This is a genomic window from Candidatus Pantoea bituminis (genome assembly GCF_018842675.1).
Lineage (GTDB): Bacteria > Pseudomonadota > Gammaproteobacteria > Enterobacterales > Enterobacteriaceae > Pantoea > Pantoea phytostimulans.
In genome coordinates, this window is record NZ_JAGTWO010000004.1 from 1,829,485 (window position 1) to 1,846,874 (window position 17,390).

Below are 17,390 nucleotides of genomic sequence, written 5' to 3' on the forward strand. Positions count from 1 at the left end.
GGCGCCGCCCTGAGAATCTTACTTAAAGATGTCTGCGGTAACAGTCAGGTTACCGCCACTTTGGTTCTGCCATTGACGCGTCACGTGATAGAACTTAGCGCCTTTATCGGCTGCACGTTTAGCGACTTCTTCAGAAATTTCGGTAGGCGATCCAAAATGCCCGGTGAAGGTCACGGTATCAAACGGCTGCATCTGCGCAGCGGTAATGGCGTTGACTTCCTGAACTGATTTACCGTTTGCCAAATTTACCGTGTAACGTTTACCAGTGGAGCTTTGTGTTTCGAAGAAGCGTCCAACATTGTTGCTTGGTGTTTCTGAAGACGCAACATTAGGAATCTCGACATTCTTCGCTGCCGCGCCGCCCGCAGCGATAGCCGCTTTACCGGCTTCGGAATTGGCTGGGATCAGGTTAGGACTTTGCACCTTGCGCGCTTTGGCATCCGCTTTATAAACGTAAGCCGTAACGTATTGGTTACCGCCGTTGTTGGCATCAATCTGGCGCACGATAAAGAAGGAGGCTGCCCCTTTCTCTTTGGCTGCTTTAGAGATGGCGTCATTGACATCCGGCTGGCTGGCAAAGAAACCGCTGGCTGATACGGTATCGAAAGGTTCAAGCATGAAGGCTTCATTTTTTGGCAATTCTTTCACGCCATTGAAGCTACGGTATTGATGTTTGTCACTGTCGGCATTAGCGGCATCGGCTTTGTAGAGATCGGCTGTCACGCGCCAGTTGCCGCTGTTTCCGTTGCTGTCATTGATGCCCTGAATGTAATAAGAGGTGGCGCCCATCTCATCTGCGCGCTTTGACACCGCGTCGGCAGCGTCGCCAATCGCGTTGAAACGGCCGGTGATATTAATACGTTCGAATGGCTTCAACGCGGCCGCTTTTTCCGGCGTCAGTTCCTGCGCAGCATATGCGTTAGCTGCTAACAGAGATAACAAGGTCGTCGCCAGAATGGTGTTCTTCAGCTTCATAAAAATGATCCTTCGCCTTACGCAAAAATGAGTACGAAAACGTGCTGGACTCTTGATGTATAACAGATTAGCCGCTGATTATTGCATGTTATAAACAGGCTGTCGCAGCCATTTTTTGCGGCATATCTCGTTAATGAAGACTGTTTTTTTCATTCATCTATGACGAAAAGATATTATGGCTGCGATCAGCGTCAATTAACCCGTTTAAGTGGTAAGGCTTAACGTTGTAACAGTTAATATATTGTTAAATAACGGTTTTTGTCGATGCGATGTGCGTCATGACACGATTTTGCTTAGCAGATAATTTTATTTAAGAGTCGATTAGCAGTGTTAAAGCACGGGATTTATTCTCTGAGACTGAATAATTGTGTGAATGTCATAAGTATGCGTTATGAGTGTAGATCGGCAGACATATTTTCAGTAGGTTATAAATACTTCGAAACAAATGCATTTCATTTATAAGCGCCTGAAACCGTGTTTCAGGCGTTGTACTGTCATGCAGGTAACAGGCGATCATCCTTTAACCGATAAAAGGGAACATTATGTTAATTGGAATTCCCAAAGAGCGGTTGTTAAACGAATCGCGCGTGGCTGCCACGCCGAAAACCGTTGAACAACTGATTAAGCTGGGTTTTAGCGTCACTGTCGAGCATGACGCCGGTAAGCGTGCAAGCTTTGATGACGAAAGTTATCGTCGCGCCGGCGCGACACTGACTGACAGCCAGCAGGTGTGGCAATCTGACATCGTCCTTAAAGTGAACGCACCTGATGATGCAGAGATTTTACTGGCGCGTGAAGGCAGCACCTTAGTGAGTTTTATTTGGCCAGCGCAAAATCCCGATCTGCTGGAAAAACTGGCGGCGCGCAATGTGACTGTCATGGCGATGGATTCAGTGCCGCGCATTTCACGCGCGCAGTCGCTTGATGCGCTGAGCTCAATGGCAAACATTGCGGGTTACCGAGCCATTGTTGAAGCCGCCCATGAGTTTGGCCGCTTTTTTACCGGTCAAATCACGGCAGCGGGTAAAGTTCCTCCCGCTAAAGTCATGGTAATTGGCGCTGGCGTAGCTGGACTCGCGGCAATTGGTGCGGCAGGCAGTTTGGGCGCTATCGTGCGTGCCTTTGATACTCGCCCTGAAGTAAAAGAGCAAGTACAGAGCATGGGTGCCGAATTTCTCGAGCTCGATTTCGAAGAGGAAGCGGGCAGCGGTGATGGCTATGCCAAAGTCATGTCGGAAGCCTTTATCAAGGCTGAAATGGCGCTGTTTGCCAGCCAGGCGCAGGATGTTGACATTATTGTTACCACCGCGTTGATTCCCGGCAAACCGGCCCCCAAACTGATCACCGAAGAGATGGTTGCCAGCATGAAACCGGGCAGCGTCATCGTTGATTTGGCGGCACAAACTGGCGGTAACTGCGCGTTAACCGTTGCCGATCAGGTTACTGTGACGCCTAATGGCGTGAAAATCATCGGTTACACCGATCTGCCAAGCCGTTTACCTACGCAGTCGTCTCAGCTTTATGGCACCAATCTGCTTAACCTGATCAAACTGTTATGCAAAGAGAAAAACGGCGAGATCGCTGTCGACTTTGATGACGTTGTGGTACGTGGCGTTACTGTGATTCGCGAGGGAGAAGTGACCTGGCCAGCTCCGCCGATTCAGGTTTCTGCTGCGCCTAAAGCGACACCCGCTGCTCAGCCGCTGAAAAAAGCGGAGGCAAAACCCGCTTCTCCAACACGTAAATACCTGCTGATTGCGCTGGCTATCGTGCTGTTCGCTTGTCTGGCAAACGTAGCACCGAGTGAATTCCTGTCGCACTTCACCGTCTTCGCGCTCTCCTGCGTGGTGGGTTATTACGTGGTGTGGAATGTCAGCCATGCGCTTCATACACCGCTAATGTCAGTCACCAACGCCATTTCCGGCATTATCGTGGTGGGAGCGGTGCTGCAAATGGGGCACGGTGGATGGGTTACGTTTATTTCCTTTATTGCGGTGCTGATCGCCAGCATCAATATTTTTGGTGGCTTTACCGTCACTCAACGCATGCTGAAAATGTTTCGTAAGGGGTAACACATGTCTGGCGGATTAGTGACTGCAGCATACATTGTTGCCGCAATTTTGTTTATTTGTAGTCTGGCTGGCCTCTCAAAACATGAGACGTCCAAGCGAGGCAATACCTTTGGTATCAGCGGCATGGCAATTGCGCTGATCGCCACCATTTTTGGCCCAGACAGTGGCAACGTGGTCTGGATTCTGTTGGCGATGGTGATTGGCGGTGCAATTGGTATTCGTCTGGCGAAAAAAGTTGAAATGACCGAAATGCCAGAGTTGGTGGCTATCCTGCACAGCTTTGTGGGTTTGGCGGCGGTATTGGTTGGTATCAACAGCTATATCGATCATGCCCCCGGTTTGCCGAATGTGATGGAGAATATCCATCTGACCGAAGTGTTTATAGGTATCTTTATTGGTGCAGTGACCTTCACCGGTTCTCTGGTAGCGTTTGGCAAACTCTGTGGCAAAATTTCGTCGCGTCCATTGATGCTGCCGCATCGGCACAAGCTGAACTTGCTGGCGTTGGTGGTTTCATTCCTGCTGTTGCTGTGGTTCGTTAATACCGACAGCTCAGGCGCGCAGGTGTTTGCACTGTTTGTCATGACTGTCATTGCATTGGCGTTTGGCTGGCATCTGGTGGCCTCCATCGGCGGTGCAGACATGCCGGTCGTGGTTTCGATGCTGAACTCCTATTCAGGTTGGGCGGCGGCGGCGGCAGGTTTTATGCTGAGCAATGATTTGCTGATCGTTACCGGCGCGCTGGTTGGCTCTTCGGGTGCCATCCTCTCGTACATTATGTGTAAGGCGATGAACCGATCGTTCATCAGCGTTATTGCTGGTGGATTCGGTACTGATGTCAGCGTAGCAGGCGAGAGTGACGAAGCGGGTGAACACCGTGAAATCACGGCTGAAGAAACGGCAGAAATGTTAAAAGCCTCCACGTCGGTCATCATTACCCCCGGCTATGGTATGGCGGTGGCGCAGGCGCAATATCCAGTAGCTGAAATCACAGACAAATTGCGTGCGCGGGGTATCAAAGTTCGCTTTGGTATTCATCCGGTCGCAGGACGTTTGCCTGGTCACATGAACGTGTTGCTGGCCGAAGCCAAAGTACCCTATGACGTGGTGTTGGAAATGGATGAGATCAACGATGACTTTAGCGATACCGACACGGTGCTGGTGATTGGTGCTAACGACACTGTAAACCCGGCAGCACTGGAAGATCCGCGCAGTCCAATCGCGGGTATGCCAGTGCTTGAAGTGTGGAAAGCGCAAAATGTTATCGTCTTTAAACGTTCAATGAATACCGGCTACGCTGGGGTGCAGAACCCGCTGTTCTTCAAAGACAACACACACATGTTGTTTGGCGATGCAAAAGCCAGCGTTGAAGGCATTTTAAAAGCGTTGTAATCATCAGGTATGCCATAAAAAAGGCGGCTCTATGAGCCGCCTTTTTTTGTTGAGAAGAGATTAATCTTCCTCATCTTCCTCATCGTCTAAATCAATCGGTGAAGTGAAGTCATCTGGCTTTATTGCCAGCAAATCACAACGAAGATGATCAATGACTTGTTCGGCAGTATTACCGAGGAATGCGGCGGACAATCCAGTGCGCCCAATAGTGCCTAACACCACGATACCTGCGCTGAGATGACCGGCTAAATCAGGAATCACTTCTTCCGGCAAACCTTTCGCGACGTGTGTGAACTCTTCACCAATTGAGAACTTCTGGCGTAACGCTTTCATTGCCACTAAATGCTGGCCGCGAATGGCGTCGTTATAAACGCCGGGATCGAAATCAGGCAGTTCAATGGCGATATTAATGGGTGTGATGGGATACGCGCCAACCAAATGGACTTCGGTATGATTCACCATATCGGCAAGCAGCTTGGTTTCGCGGATCAGCTTTTGATTCAATCCATCATGATGCGGCTCTTCGCTGGCGAGATTGACCGCGACAATCGCTTTACCGCCTTCCGGCCAAGGCTGATCTTTTACCATCCAGACCGCGCAGGGACATTTACGCAGCAAATGCCAGTCGGTGGGGGTGAAAATCACGGATTCGAGACGATCGTGCTGATGCGCCATCTTCAGGACTAAATCATGTTTCTGGCTTAGCACTTCCTGAATAATGGCTTCATAAGGGCGATTATGCCAAATAACCTTTATTTCAATCTCTATACCCGCGTCCAGATACGCTTGCGCCTGCTCACGAATCCATTCAGTTCGTTGGCTGATAACGCCCTGACGCATTGATGAGCGCTCATCTGGCGACAGCAGCGTGGTCATCTCATAAGAGAAATCATAGATAGGCAAAAAGGCTTTGATTTTGCCGCCAATGAGTTGGTTGAGATAAACCGCACGACGCAGCGCCGGCTGATCGTCCTGCTGAGCATCAATGGCAACCAGAATATTTTGGTAGCGTGACATAAGGGCATTCTCCATACACCAAAGCAATTGGATTAAAGATAGCCTATGTTTATGACGGGAAGAAGGGAAAAGTTGTTGCCGGATCAATAAAATAACATTTATCGACCCGGCAATTATCTATGCAGCCTGGTGACTCTGGCCGGCTAATTCAGCCAGTAAGGCGTGGTTTTCAATCGTGATGTATTTTCCTTTAACCGCCAGCATTCCGCTTTTTTGGAAGCGTCCCAGCAAGCGGCTAATCGTTTCTACCGTCAAACCAAGGTAATTACCGATATCTCCACGCGTCATGGTGAGGCGAAATTCGCGCTGTGAGAAACCCCGTTGACCAAAACGGCGAGAAAGGTTCCAAATAAAGGCGGCTAAACGCTCTTCCGCATTCTTTTTGGAGAGCAGTAGAATCATGTCTTGATCGCCTTTGATCTCACCACTCATCAAACGCATCATTTGCTGACGCAGAGCCGGCATTTTGCCAGAGAGATCGTCCAGCGTTTCAAAAGGAATTTCGCATACCATTGCCGTTTCTAATGCCTGAGCAAAACTTGGATGGTTGTTGCCCATAATGGCGTCGAAACCCACTAAGTCGCCAGCAAGATGGAAACCGGTGATCTGTTCGTCGCCCTGTTCGGTAATGGTGTAACTTTTAATGGTGCCGGAGCGAATAGCATAGAGCGATTTTAAATCATCGCCGGCTTTGAAGAGAGTTTGACCTTTCTGTATCGGTTTTTTACGCTCAATAATGTTGTCGAGCTGATCCAGCTCATGTTCGTTTAGCGTAAAAGGGATACATAACTGACTGATGCTGCAATCCTGGCAGTGAATAGCACAACCGCCTGACTGAATACGACGAATGCTGCGTTTTTCAGGGATCATAATGGTTAGCTCTACGATAATTGACTGCGGTCAATTTTAACATTTTTCAGCCCGAAGGGAACTCATCCGAGCAGTATTATCCTCACCAAGTGTAAGGATGGATTTTCCAGGCGGGAAGGGCGGCATGACGGGCCTTGGCAGTATTAAAATGTGTCATGTGTCACGAAATGTTGCCGCTTTATTGATCTCACGCACACATTTTCTTTTGATATTCTTAAGTAAAAAACAGCTTTAGCGCAGGTATTCCGCTTTTTGCTACTCTCTCTGACGGGGTCTATATTGCGACCCATCATTATATTAGGTGTGAAAAACCATGAACCTTGATGAAGACAATATTTTTCGAGATACCATCGGTGATGTCACTCCACTGAAAGATACAGCCAACACCTTGTGGTTAAAATCCCCTTCAACCAAAGCTCCGCGTCCAACTCAGGCAGAAGCGGAGCAGGATAACTTCCTGACACGCGGCTTTCTCGATATTGTGCCGCTGGATACCTTGCTGGAATACAAGGCTGACGGTATTCAGCAAGGCGTGTTAGATAAACTCCGTAAAGGGGAATATCCACTTGATGCCAGCCTGAATCTGCTGCGACAGCCGGTTGAAACCTGTCGTCAGGCAGTGTTTAGCTTCATCCAGCAGGCGAGAAAAGAGGGGCTACGCAATGTACTCATCATCCATGGCAAAGGGCGTGACAACGAATCTCATGCCAACATCGTACGCAGTTATCTTGCGCGCTGGCTAAAACAATTTGATGAGGTTCAAACCTTTTGCGTGGCGCAAGCCCAGCATGGCGGCAGCGGGGCGCTCTATGTCGGCATGCGCAAAACCGACAAAGCGCGCCTGGATAACTGGGAAAAGCACGCCAAACGCAGCCGCTAACTGTGAAATTTGCGAATCGTTGACATCAGTACTTCTGTACTCAAACTCAACGTATTGCCGGTGCGGGTGATGATTCCTACCGGCTCGCCCGCACCAGAAGAATTAATCGGCAATGCACATACGGCATTATGCGTGAGATCCTCTTTAATGGCGCCAGAAGGGACGAACCAAATATAGTCGTAACGCAGCGCAAGCTGTCGGGCAAGCGACGTTGAGGAGGTCTCAACACAATTAGGCGGCAATACGCAGCCTTGTTCATCAAGCATCTGCTGCGCAATTCGGCGTGGTGCCGTTCCTTCCGGTGAAATCACGACCGGCCATTGCATCGCACGGGATAATGTGACGTTGTCACATAAAAGGGGTGTTCAGGACGAACAACCAGCTTAAGTGATTCCAGAAACAGCAGCTCATAAGTTAAACCTGCCATCATTTCGCTATCAGCCATTCGGCCAATACCAATGTCAAATTCGCCCGCTCTCAGTCCCGCTAATAAGACATTATTGTGCAGGGTTGCGACCTGTACCGTGGTATGCGGTTGCAGTTGATGAAAACGATCCAGAATTTGCGGCAACATACCCATCGCCGCTGTAGTTAATGCGCCTAAGCGAATGATGATAGGGCGGTCAGTGAGCGGTTCATTAAAGCTTTGACCCGCATGGTTTAGCGCATCCAACACTTTTACGGCGTGTGTCAAAAACTGTTCGCCCATGGTAGTCAGCTGTGCGCCCAATCGACCCCGCTCAAAAAGCCGAACGCCTGTTAACTCTTCCAGTTCATTCAATGTTTTCGACAGGGCAGGCTGGCTCAGGCTCAGCGTTTCTGCCGCTCTGCCTAAAGTGCCTTGCTGCGCGACGGCAACAAAAGTATGTAAGTGGCGCAGTCGTATGCGCTGATTAAAGATGATGTTTTTGTCCATTGTTCAAACTTAATGACAAACTCAAGAGGCTGGCAACCCTAAAAAATGGATTCTGTTAACTTTGCTGCAAAATAACATTAACAAATGAATTCTTAAATCGGAATACAGCAATAAGCTGCTGAATTTGATAAGAACATGCGACAAATATATTCGAGTAAGGATTCATGGTAGCCATATTACAATCAATCACTTATCAATAAAAAGGTTGAATAATTCTCAATATCATATAAAAATCGGGCGTTTTATTGTTAACGATCGGCTATCATTAGCGCCGTTTTTTTACCAAAACTGATGTCTAATCCTGATCGCGAAGTGAGGAGTATTTCAGTGACCAGCGTCGAGGCGGTGGATGTTCGCCAGTTAATAAACCAACGTGCTTTAAGCCGTTGGCAGAAACGGTTAATCGCATTGTGTTTCATTGTGGTTGCCCTCGATGGCATGGACATCGCAATTATGGGATTTATCGCGCCAACGCTTAAAGCTGCGTGGGGCGTGACCAATCATCAGTTAGGCGTGGTCATTAGCGCAGCCTTAATAGGATTGGCTATCGGTGCAATGGTTGCCGGTCCGCTGGCCGATCGCTATGGGCGTCGAATGATGATTATCCTGAGCGTATTCTTTTTGGCCTCTGGACGTTAGCGACCGCGCTATCGCAAAACATCGAGCAGATGATGCTGTTCCGCTTCCTGACGGGGCTTGGATTAGGGGCTGCAATGCCCAATGTCGGCACGTTAGTGGCTGAATACGCACCAGAACGCCGCCGCGCTTTTATCATCACCGTGGTGTTTTGCGGATTTACCTTTGGTGCTGCCAGCGGAGGCTTTGCTGCTTCGTGGTTGCTGCCTCGCTACGACTGGCATTCCGTTTTGTTGCTGGGCGGGATTCTACCTTTGATCGTGCTGCCGTTTTTGCTGCGCGGCCTGCCTGAATCTGTACGCTTCTTGATCAGTCGGCGCGCGCCTGCAGCGCGGATACATGCCATTTTGGAGCGTATGCTGCCTGGCACCACACGCCCAGACACCGATTTTCATGCGGTAGAAGCCGTTCCACAGCATAGCGGTGCCATCAGTACGGTTGTTTCTCCGCGCTACCTGTTTGGCAGCCTGATGCTGTGGGGCGGCTATTTTATGGGCTTGTTCCTGGTGTATCTGATTGGCAGTTGGTTGCCGTCGTTGGTCAATACTTTGGGGATGTCGGTTACGGAAGCCGCGATCATTACCGCCATGTATCAAGCTGGCGGCACGCTGGGTTCGCTGTTCGCAGGTTGGTTAATGGATCGCTTTAACGCCAACCTGGCCTTAGCGGGCATCTATTTCTGCGGGGGTATTGCAATTGTAGCGCTGGGTTTCTCACCGGCACAGGTCGGTATTATGAGCGGCATCGCCTTTTGCAGCGGCTTCTGCTTCAACGGCGCAAATACGGGAATGAATGCGCTTTCTGCCAGCTATTATCCCACGCATGCGCGTGCTACCGGCTCCAGCTGGATGCACGGCGTTGGGCGCATTGGTGCCATTCTTAGCGCTTTTATCGGCGCAGAAATGCTGTCGCTGGGCTGGTCATTTAATTCCATTTTCCTGCTACTGGCTATTCCCGCTGTCATCACAACCCTGATGTTGATCTTAAAAAATCGCTACGGCTTTAAGCCGATCACAAATTCGTGATTTTTTCCGCTGGCATCAGCGCGTTGCATTAAAGTAGCTGCAACGTTCTCGGTGTCAGGTGGATAAAATGGACAACTTTCAAAGTGCGGACGCAATTCGCACACGCTTCTCTAAAGCTATGTCGGCCCTTTATCAGCAAGAAGTTCCGCAATACGGGACGCTGATGCAGCTGGTTATGACCGTCAACGAACGCACATTAGAAGCCAATGTTGGCCTAAAAATCGTCTTTCTGCGTCAGATGAACTCAGCCGACTTAGCGTTGAACGTCACGGCGCTATTCGTGTCGGCACCGCTGACGAACTCTCCATGCTGCGACAGATGTTTGCCATAATGGGGATGTTTCCCGTTGGCTACTACGATCTTTCTCAAGCGGGCGTGCCGGTGCATTCCACCGCGTTTCGGCCCATCAGTGACACAGCTTTACGTCGCAATCCTTTTCGTGTTTTCACTTCACTGCTTCGCCTTGAATTAATCGACGATGAGCTGCTGCGCAGAAAGGCCGCAGAAATCCTTGCGGCGCGGGATATCTTTACGCCGCGTTGCCGCCAACTGATTAAACAACACCAACAGCAAGGCGGATTGCACGCAGACGATGCGGCCATGTTTGTTGATGAAGCGCTGGAAACCTTCCGCTGGCATTCTCATAGCAGCGTTGACAGCGCCACCTATCAGGCTTTGAATCAGCAGCATCGACTGATCGCTGATGTTGTCTGCTTTCCGGGCTGCCACATCAATCACTTGACCCCGCGCACGCTGGATATTGATCGCGTGCAGGAGATGATGCCGTCACGCGGCATTGAACCCAAAACGTTGATAGAAGGTCCGCCGCGCCGTCAGGTGCCTATTTTACTGCGTCAAACCAGTTTTAAAGCGCTGGAAGAGCCGATAACCTTCAAAGATGGACATCATGGCACGCACACGGCACGCTTTGGCGAAATTGAACAGCGCGGCATAGCACTCACGCCTAAAGGGCGAGCGCTCTATGATCAACTGCTGAATAACGCGGGCAGTGGCAGCGATAATCAGCAGCATCAGCAGCATTTAGCGAGTGTGTTTGGTGCTTTTCCTGATGATGAAATTACGCTCCGCCAGCAGCAGCTCGCGTGGTTTGATTATCGTCTTAGCGAGAAAGGGTTGGCATCGCCGCCGCGCCAGCATGATGCGTTAGAAACGCTGATTGCAGAGGGCCGTGTTATCGCCGATCCCATTACGTATGAGGATTTTTTACCTGTCAGCGCTGCGGGGATTTTTCAGTCCAATTTAGGCGACAAGTCGCAGGCCAGATCGGCAGGCAAGGCCAGTCGTTCCAGCTTTGAACAGGCGTTAGGCAGTGAAGTCATCGATGAAATGCAGCTGTATGCAGATCGACAGCAGCGTTCATTACAGCGCTGCGGTTTAGAACAGTAAAAGAAAAGGGCGACATTGCTGTCGCCCCTTCATTTCTTATTATTGCAGGCGCGTATCGCGCACCAGCGTATATTTTCCCGCACCCATCAACATTATCACCAGCGCACCTAAAAATAGAGCGCTTCGGTTTCCAACGACCATGCACCGACATCAGAGCGATGCCATACATCGCCGCTCTTCACCAGCAACGTCGCCACCAGCATATTGATTGCAATGATGAAGGCAGCGGGACGGGTAAATAAGCCAATGATGATCATGATGGGGGCAATTATTTCCCGATGTAAGCACCGTAAGCGATGAAATCCGGTAGACCCTTTTGCGTAAGAAGGCGCGCAATCCAGCCGACGCCGTGAATAACTTTGAACTGGCCATGAAAAAGCAGCAAGCCACCAAATGTTATTCGTAACAACAGCTTACCCATTTCGGGATGATCGGCCATTCGCACAAACAGTTGGTTGATGCCACTGAACATGCGTCACGCTCCTCTACCGGATTGAATAAACAAATCTAAAGAAAAAATCGTTTACTGCATATTCAATAGTTTTGATTATCTTGTTCAGACCTTTCAACCAACCTTCGGCATATTCTGCAAATGTGTCTCAGACATAGACAATGTCTTAAGCCCTGCAAATAATGGAAAGATGCTTTAACAGGGAATCAGTGATGAAAAATGAAACAGGTCTGAGGATCATGACTGCGGAAGGCGAGTTACGAGGGAGCATGGATGATGATCTCTTTGTCTTCAAAGGTATACCTTATGCAGCCGCGCCAGAAGGCCCGCTTCGCTGGCGATCGCCGCAGCCGGTAAAGCCGTGGCAAGAGGCGCGCGATGCCACCATGTTTGGTGCTGCCAGTTGGCAGAACCGTGAATATTGCCTGGCCGTAGGCGGTGGCGATCCAGGAAATTTCAGTGAAGATTGTCTCTATCTTAATGTCTGGACACCGGACATTGAGCCGGTAAAACCGTTACCGGTCATGGTCTGGCTGCACGGTGGCGGTTACACCATCGGCGCGGGCGGTTTAGCCCCTATAACGGTAAACCGTTAGCATCACGTGGCGCGGTGGTGGTTACGGTAAATTATCGTTTAGGCCATTTGGGATTTTTTGCCCATCCGGCGCTGGATAAAGAGTACCCCGCCAACGGCGTAGTGAATAACTTTGGCCTGCTTGACCAAATCGCTGCACTGCAATGGGTACAGCGCAATATTCCTGCTTTTGGTGGCGACCGCCGCAACGTCACACTTTTTGGTGAGTCATCGGGCGCGCGCAGTGTTCTGTCACTCTGCTGTTCTCCTTTAGCCGAAGGACTCTTTCATAAAGGAATTGTGCAAAGTGCTTACAGCTTGCCGGACACGCCGCGCAAAAAGCGTTGCAGCAAGGCGTCAGCGTGGCAAAACACTTTGGCCTGACGGAAAATGCCAGCGCCGAACAGCTGCGTGAACTCCCCGCAGATGCGTTCTGGTCTCTGGAACAGCCACTGATGATTGGCCCGGTTCCCATAGCCGGAGATGCTGTATTACCTAAGCCGATGCTGGAAACCTTTTTCGCCGCCCGGCAACATCGGATTCCGCTTATCGCTGGCAGTAACAGCGATGAAGCCAGCGTGCTGGAATTTTTGGTGTGGATGCCACAGCCGTATTGCACCAGCTGCGTGATAAAAATCGGATGCGCTATCGCCTGCTCAAATGGCTGTATGACATTCATGACGACCAGCGTTTGGGCCGAGCCGTTGCGCGCGATATGGCATTTAGCGTGGTGCCTTGGCTGGTGATGCGGGCTCAGCATAATATTGGTATGCCTGGCTGGCGTTACTGGTTTGATTATGTCTCCGAAAACGCCCGCGATCTTTATCCTCACGGCACCTGGCACGGTAATGAAGTGCCTTATGTGATGAATACCTTGGCTCAGATGCCGACCGCCAATGATAATCGCGCCTATACCGCGAAGGACAAGGCTTTTTCTGACCGGGTGTGTGCCTATTGGTTTGCATTTGCCCGCGATGCCAGCGAATTCAAACACCAGCTTGAGGGGGAAGTTCCCTGGCCAGCCTGGCATCCGGGTGAGGACGTTACGTTATCGCTGGGCGATGAGCGCGAAGATCGCATTGTGCTGAAGCGTAACTTTATGAAGGCGCGTATGCGGCTGTTTCGCCTGATGATGACGCACATGGTCAAACTTTAATAAGCTTGCTAATCATCAAGTGGCGTGAATGAAATTCGGTTCATCATTCCAGGCTAACTTGATGATTATTGGTTGTGTTACCCACGTCACTAAAGAATAACGCAACAATAAATTAGCCAATAAAACCGTTACATCTTCCCCATTCCCTGCCGATAAATTCTCTATGCCCGCTTAAGCTGGGCCAACGTCGGTTATCACCGTAAAGGATTTAGGTATGGGAATTCTCAGAAACTTCAGCATTCGTGCTGTCATGCTTACCGTTCTCGGGCTGTTTTGTCTGCTCTGGAGCGCTGTCGGTCTGTTCAGCATTCACGCATTGGGCTCACTCAGTGAAGGCAACGACGTCGATCGCCATTTGGTTGAGCAGATGACTGTCTTAAGCAAAGGAAACGATCAATATTTTCGCGTGGTTACACGTTTGTCACGTGTAATGGAAGCCAAAGCGGCGGGCACCACGCTTGCGGATACCGCCTATGCGCCTGCACAACAGGCGCTTGAAAGCATGGCGCAGCAGCTGGTGCGTTTTAAGCAATTAGCCCCGGGTCCAATGCGTGCTGAAGTTGTGGACGGCGTGATCAGCAACTGGCAAAAACTGCTGGACGAAGGTGTGGCCTTACAGCTGCAACGCGCCCAGCAAGGATCGTTGGAGGAATATCGTCAGCAGGCCAATAACGTTACGCCTGCGTTGAGCCGCGCGTTTGGTGCCAGCGCGGAGCAGTTTAATCAGGCTGCCGCCGTTAAGCTTGATGAAACGCGCGTTGCAGTTGATGGCCTGACCGCCGTGACAAAAGTGATCATCATGGTGGCGGTGATTACAGGATTGGTGATTTTACTGTTCACCGATCGCTATCTGGTGGCGATGTTGGTGAAACCACTGGACCGTGTGCGTGAGCATTTTGCCGTCATCGCCAAAGGCGATTTGAGCCAGCCGGTACAGGAATTTGGTCGCAACTGCGTCGGCAAATTAGTGCCGCTGTTGAGCGCAATGCAGGACAGCCTGCGCGAAGCTGTCAGTGCTATTCGCAGCGGTACCGAAAATATTTCACGCGGTGCGGCAGAAATTTCAGCGGGTAATAACGATCTCTCTTCACGTACCGAAGAGCAGGCGGCCGCGCTGGAACAGACCGCTGCCAGCATGGAGCAGTTAACGGCGACGGTGAAATTCAATGCCGACAATGCACGTCAGGCCAGCTCGCTGGCAGAAACGGCGTCAACCACTGCGCAACGCGGCGGAAGTTTGGTCAGCGAAGTGGTCAGTACTATGCAGGGCATTTCTGGCAGCTCGAAAAAGATTGCTGAGATTACCAGCGTCATTAACGGTATCGCATTCCAGACCAATATTCTGGCCCTGAACGCAGCGGTTGAAGCGGCGCGAGCGGGTGAGCAAGGTCGTGGTTTTGCCGTGGTCGCCAGCGAAGTGCGCAACCTGGCGCAGCGCAGTGCTGGCGCAGCAAAAGAGATTGCGACGCTCATTGAGGATTCCGTTCAGCGCGTTGAAAAGGGCGCGGAATTGGTTGGTACCACGGGTATCACCATGAACAACATTCTCAAATCAGTACAGGATGTGGATGCGATCATGAAGCAAATCGCAGCCGCTTCTGAAGAGCAGAGCAAAGGCATTTCCCAGGTTGGTACCGCAGTAACAGAAATGGACAGCGTGACGCAGCAGAACGCCTCACTGGTGGAGGAAGTTTCAGCCGCGGCTAGCGCACTGGCGCTGCAAACCGAAGCGCTGCAAGCCTCGGTTGCCAAATTCCGCCTTTCCAATGTTCATCACGAGGTGCGTCCGGTAACAAAAAGCGCGCCACCAAAAGCACCGTCTCTTCAACCGTTGACTAAACCTGCCGTCGATAACGGCGAATGGGTGACTTTCTGAGACTGACACAACCACGCCACCAAATCCGCCAGGAAAGGTGGCGCTTCAGCCGACGGTCGCTGTAATAAACTGTAGGCTGCACCGGTTTTCACACCGCCAGCGAAAGGCGCAACCAGTCTGCCGCTGGCGATATCGTTTTCGACCAGATTGATATCCGCCATTGTAATGCCAAACCCCTGAATGGCGGCGCTAATGGCCAGATCCATGGTGGCAAAGTGCTGATTACGTTTCATGGTGAGCGCGACCTGCTGCGCATCCAGCCATAATTGCCAGTCACGGGTATCGTTGGTGGGGTGCAAAAATGTCATGCCCGCTACATCCTCAATCCTGGCAGGTAGTGGCAATCCTGTCGCCATCACGGGCGTTACCGACTCCTCAAATAACAGCATGGCTTCGGGCTGCGGCTTGCCGTAGACAATCGCAGCATCGAAATTATCCAGTTGCGACACATGATCAAGCGTGGTGGTTAAGGCGACATGCAACTCGGGCCGTGCTTTTTCTAATGAAACCAGCCGGGGAACCAACCAACGCATGGCGCAGGTGGGCGCTTTAAGGCGAATGCTGATGTGGGTGCGGCTGGCCTTTTCCGTCGCGCTCAACATCAATTCAAATCCCTGGCGCAGCTCTGGTAACAGCGCCGCGCCTTGCGGCGTCAGACGTAAGCCACGTGCATGGCGATCAAATAACGCAAAGCCAAGCCAGCTTTCCAGCGCGGCGATTTTGCGGCTAACCGCGCCTTGTGTGATGCACAATTCACTGGCAGCGTGAGTCAGATTCTCATGACGTGCTGTCACCAGAAACGCGTGAATAGCATTAAGCGGAAGGGATGAGCGTGTCACGTTAACCTCGAGCTATGCATTATTGTCATGGCTATTATGACAACAATTCGCTTGTCGACTCAAGCCATACTCAGTTGAATAGAAATCTACTTGCCGTCGCTTTTTATGCATTCAACCGGAGTAAACATGTCCCTGGAAACGCCCGTACAGATCTCCTCGAAACTGCCGGATGTCGGTACCACCATTTTTAGCGTCATTGGTCAGCTCTCGGCCCAGCATAAAGCGATTAATCTTTCGCAGGGCGCGCCTAATTTCCCTTGCGATCCGGCGTTGGTTGAAGAAGTTAGCCGTGCCATGCGCGAAGGTCATAATCAATACGCCTCGATGACCGGTTTGCCCGCATTGCGAGAGGCGTTGGCGAATAAAGTCGAAACGCTGTATGGCCAACGCTACGATGTGGCGAGTGAAGTGTTGATAACCGGCAGCGCAAGCCAGGGCATTTACATGGCTATTACTGCGCTGGTCCATCCGGGTGATGAAGTGATTTTCTTTGAACCGGCTTTCGACAGCTATGCGCCGGTGGTGCGTTTGCAAGGCGGCAAACCGATTGGCCTGAAATTACAGGTGCCAGACTTTGCGATTAACTGGGATGAATTACAGGCCGCGATCACGCCACGCACCCGCATGATCATTATCAATACGCCACATAATCCCAGCGCGCAGGTTCTTACTCCAGACGATCTTGATCGCCTGGCTGCTTTAACGCGTAACACTGATATTGTGGTGCTGTCCGATGAAGTGTACGAACACATTCTGTTTGATGGGCGTAAGCATTGCGGCATGGCAACGCATCCAGAACTCGCCGAGCGCAGCGTTATCGTCTCCTCCTTCGGCAAAACCTTTCACGTTACCGGCTGGCGCGTGGGGTATTGTCTGGCACCGGCCGCGCTGATGACTGAGTTGGTAAAAGTGCATCAGTTTATGATGTATGCGGCGGATACCCCGATGCAGGTCGGTTTCGCGCATTATCTGCAAAAGGCTGAAAACTATCTTTCTCTGTCGCGGTTTTATCAGGAAAAGCGCGACCGCCTGCTGACATTGATGAAAGATTCACCGTTCAAGCTGCTGCCTTGTGCCGGCTCCTTCTTTATGTTGGCCAGTTACGGACATTTCAGTGACGAATCTGATAGCGAAATGGTAAAACGTCTCATCGTCGATCACGGTGTGGCGACCATCCCGCTGTCGGCGTTTTATATGGATGGCACAGACAATAAACTTATTCGTCTCTCGTTCGCTAAAGATGATGCAACGTTGCAAGCTGGCGCCGCTGCGCTGTGCAACGTAAAACAATAATCAGGGGTCAG

At 50.9% G+C, this 17,390-nt stretch carries 9 protein-coding genes and 5 pseudogenes; 8 read left to right on the top strand and 6 right to left on the bottom strand.

Annotation, left to right across the window (positions count from 1 at the left end):
• Nucleotides 1-18: 18 nt before the first annotated feature.
• A complete protein-coding gene (gene ydgH / locus KQP84_RS12370) occupies nt 19-975 on the bottom strand; it encodes a DUF1471 family protein YdgH (protein ID WP_215846763.1) in 957 nt (318 codons plus the stop codon).
• Between the two features lie 542 nt (nt 976-1,517).
• Here ydgH and pntA point away from each other — a divergent pair.
• Together pntA and pntB are read left to right on the top strand one after the other, a co-directional pair.
• Nucleotides 1,518-3,047, top strand: coding sequence for a Re/Si-specific NAD(P)(+) transhydrogenase subunit alpha (pntA, locus tag KQP84_RS12375; protein ID WP_215846764.1), 1,530 nt, complete (start codon nt 1,518-1,520; stop codon nt 3,045-3,047).
• Between the two features lie 3 nt (nt 3,048-3,050).
• A complete protein-coding gene (gene pntB, locus KQP84_RS12380) occupies nt 3,051-4,439 on the top strand; it encodes a Re/Si-specific NAD(P)(+) transhydrogenase subunit beta (protein WP_215846765.1) in 1,389 nt (462 codons plus the stop codon).
• Nucleotides 4,440-4,499: 60 nt separating this feature from the next.
• Here pntB and uspE read toward each other — a convergent pair whose 3' ends face one another.
• Nucleotides 4,500-5,456, bottom strand: coding sequence for a universal stress protein UspE (gene uspE, locus KQP84_RS12385; protein WP_215846766.1), 957 nt, complete (start codon nt 5,454-5,456; stop codon nt 4,500-4,502).
• 117 nt (nt 5,457-5,573) lie between these two features.
• The gene (fnr, locus tag KQP84_RS12390; protein WP_215846767.1) at nt 5,574-6,326 is read right to left on the bottom strand and encodes a fumarate/nitrate reduction transcriptional regulator Fnr; all 753 of its coding nucleotides are present in this window, start codon (nt 6,324-6,326) and stop codon (nt 5,574-5,576) included.
• A gap of 313 nt (nt 6,327-6,639) precedes the next feature.
• Between fnr and smrA the strand changes: the two genes are divergently transcribed.
• Nucleotides 6,640-7,206 (top strand): DNA endonuclease SmrA, encoded by a 567-nt coding sequence (gene smrA / locus KQP84_RS12395; RefSeq protein WP_215846768.1) that lies wholly within the window; start codon nt 6,640-6,642, stop codon nt 7,204-7,206.
• Here smrA and KQP84_RS12400 read toward each other — a convergent pair.
• Nucleotides 7,203-8,122, bottom strand: a pseudogene (locus KQP84_RS12400) (LysR substrate-binding domain-containing protein). The gene smrA and the pseudogene KQP84_RS12400 sit on opposite strands and share 4 nt — an antisense overlap.
• Nucleotides 8,123-8,449: 327 nt before the next feature.
• Here KQP84_RS12400 and KQP84_RS12405 point away from each other — a divergent pair.
• Both KQP84_RS12405 and hglS read left to right on the top strand, forming a co-directional pair.
• Nucleotides 8,450-9,783 (top strand): annotated as a pseudogene (locus KQP84_RS12405) (MFS transporter).
• A gap of 67 nt (nt 9,784-9,850) precedes the next feature.
• A pseudogene (gene hglS, locus KQP84_RS12410) lies at nt 9,851-11,190 on the top strand (2-oxoadipate dioxygenase/decarboxylase HglS).
• Between the two features lie 39 nt (nt 11,191-11,229).
• Here hglS and KQP84_RS12415 read toward each other — a convergent pair.
• Nucleotides 11,230-11,662: pseudogene (locus KQP84_RS12415) on the bottom strand (DoxX family protein).
• 191 nt (nt 11,663-11,853) lie between these two features.
• On the opposite strand from KQP84_RS12415, the pseudogene KQP84_RS12420 reads away from it, so the two are divergent.
• A pseudogene (locus KQP84_RS12420) lies at nt 11,854-13,371 on the top strand (carboxylesterase/lipase family protein).
• 214 nt (nt 13,372-13,585) lie between these two features.
• The gene (locus KQP84_RS12425) at nt 13,586-15,247 is read left to right on the top strand and encodes a methyl-accepting chemotaxis protein (RefSeq protein WP_215846769.1); all 1,662 of its coding nucleotides are present in this window, start codon (nt 13,586-13,588) and stop codon (nt 15,245-15,247) included.
• Here the strand turns inward: KQP84_RS12425 and KQP84_RS12430 are convergent.
• Entirely contained in the window at nt 15,196-16,086 is an 891-nt protein-coding gene (locus tag KQP84_RS12430; RefSeq protein ID WP_215846770.1) for a LysR substrate-binding domain-containing protein, read from the bottom strand. The two genes, KQP84_RS12425 and KQP84_RS12430, sit on opposite strands and share 52 nt — an antisense overlap.
• 126 nt (nt 16,087-16,212) lie before the next feature.
• Between KQP84_RS12430 and KQP84_RS12435 the strand changes: the two genes are divergently transcribed.
• Nucleotides 16,213-17,379: a methionine aminotransferase gene (locus KQP84_RS12435; protein ID WP_215846771.1), complete on the top strand. Its 1,167-nt coding sequence runs from the start codon at nt 16,213-16,215 to the stop codon at nt 17,377-17,379.
• Nucleotides 17,380-17,390 lie beyond the last annotated feature (11 nt).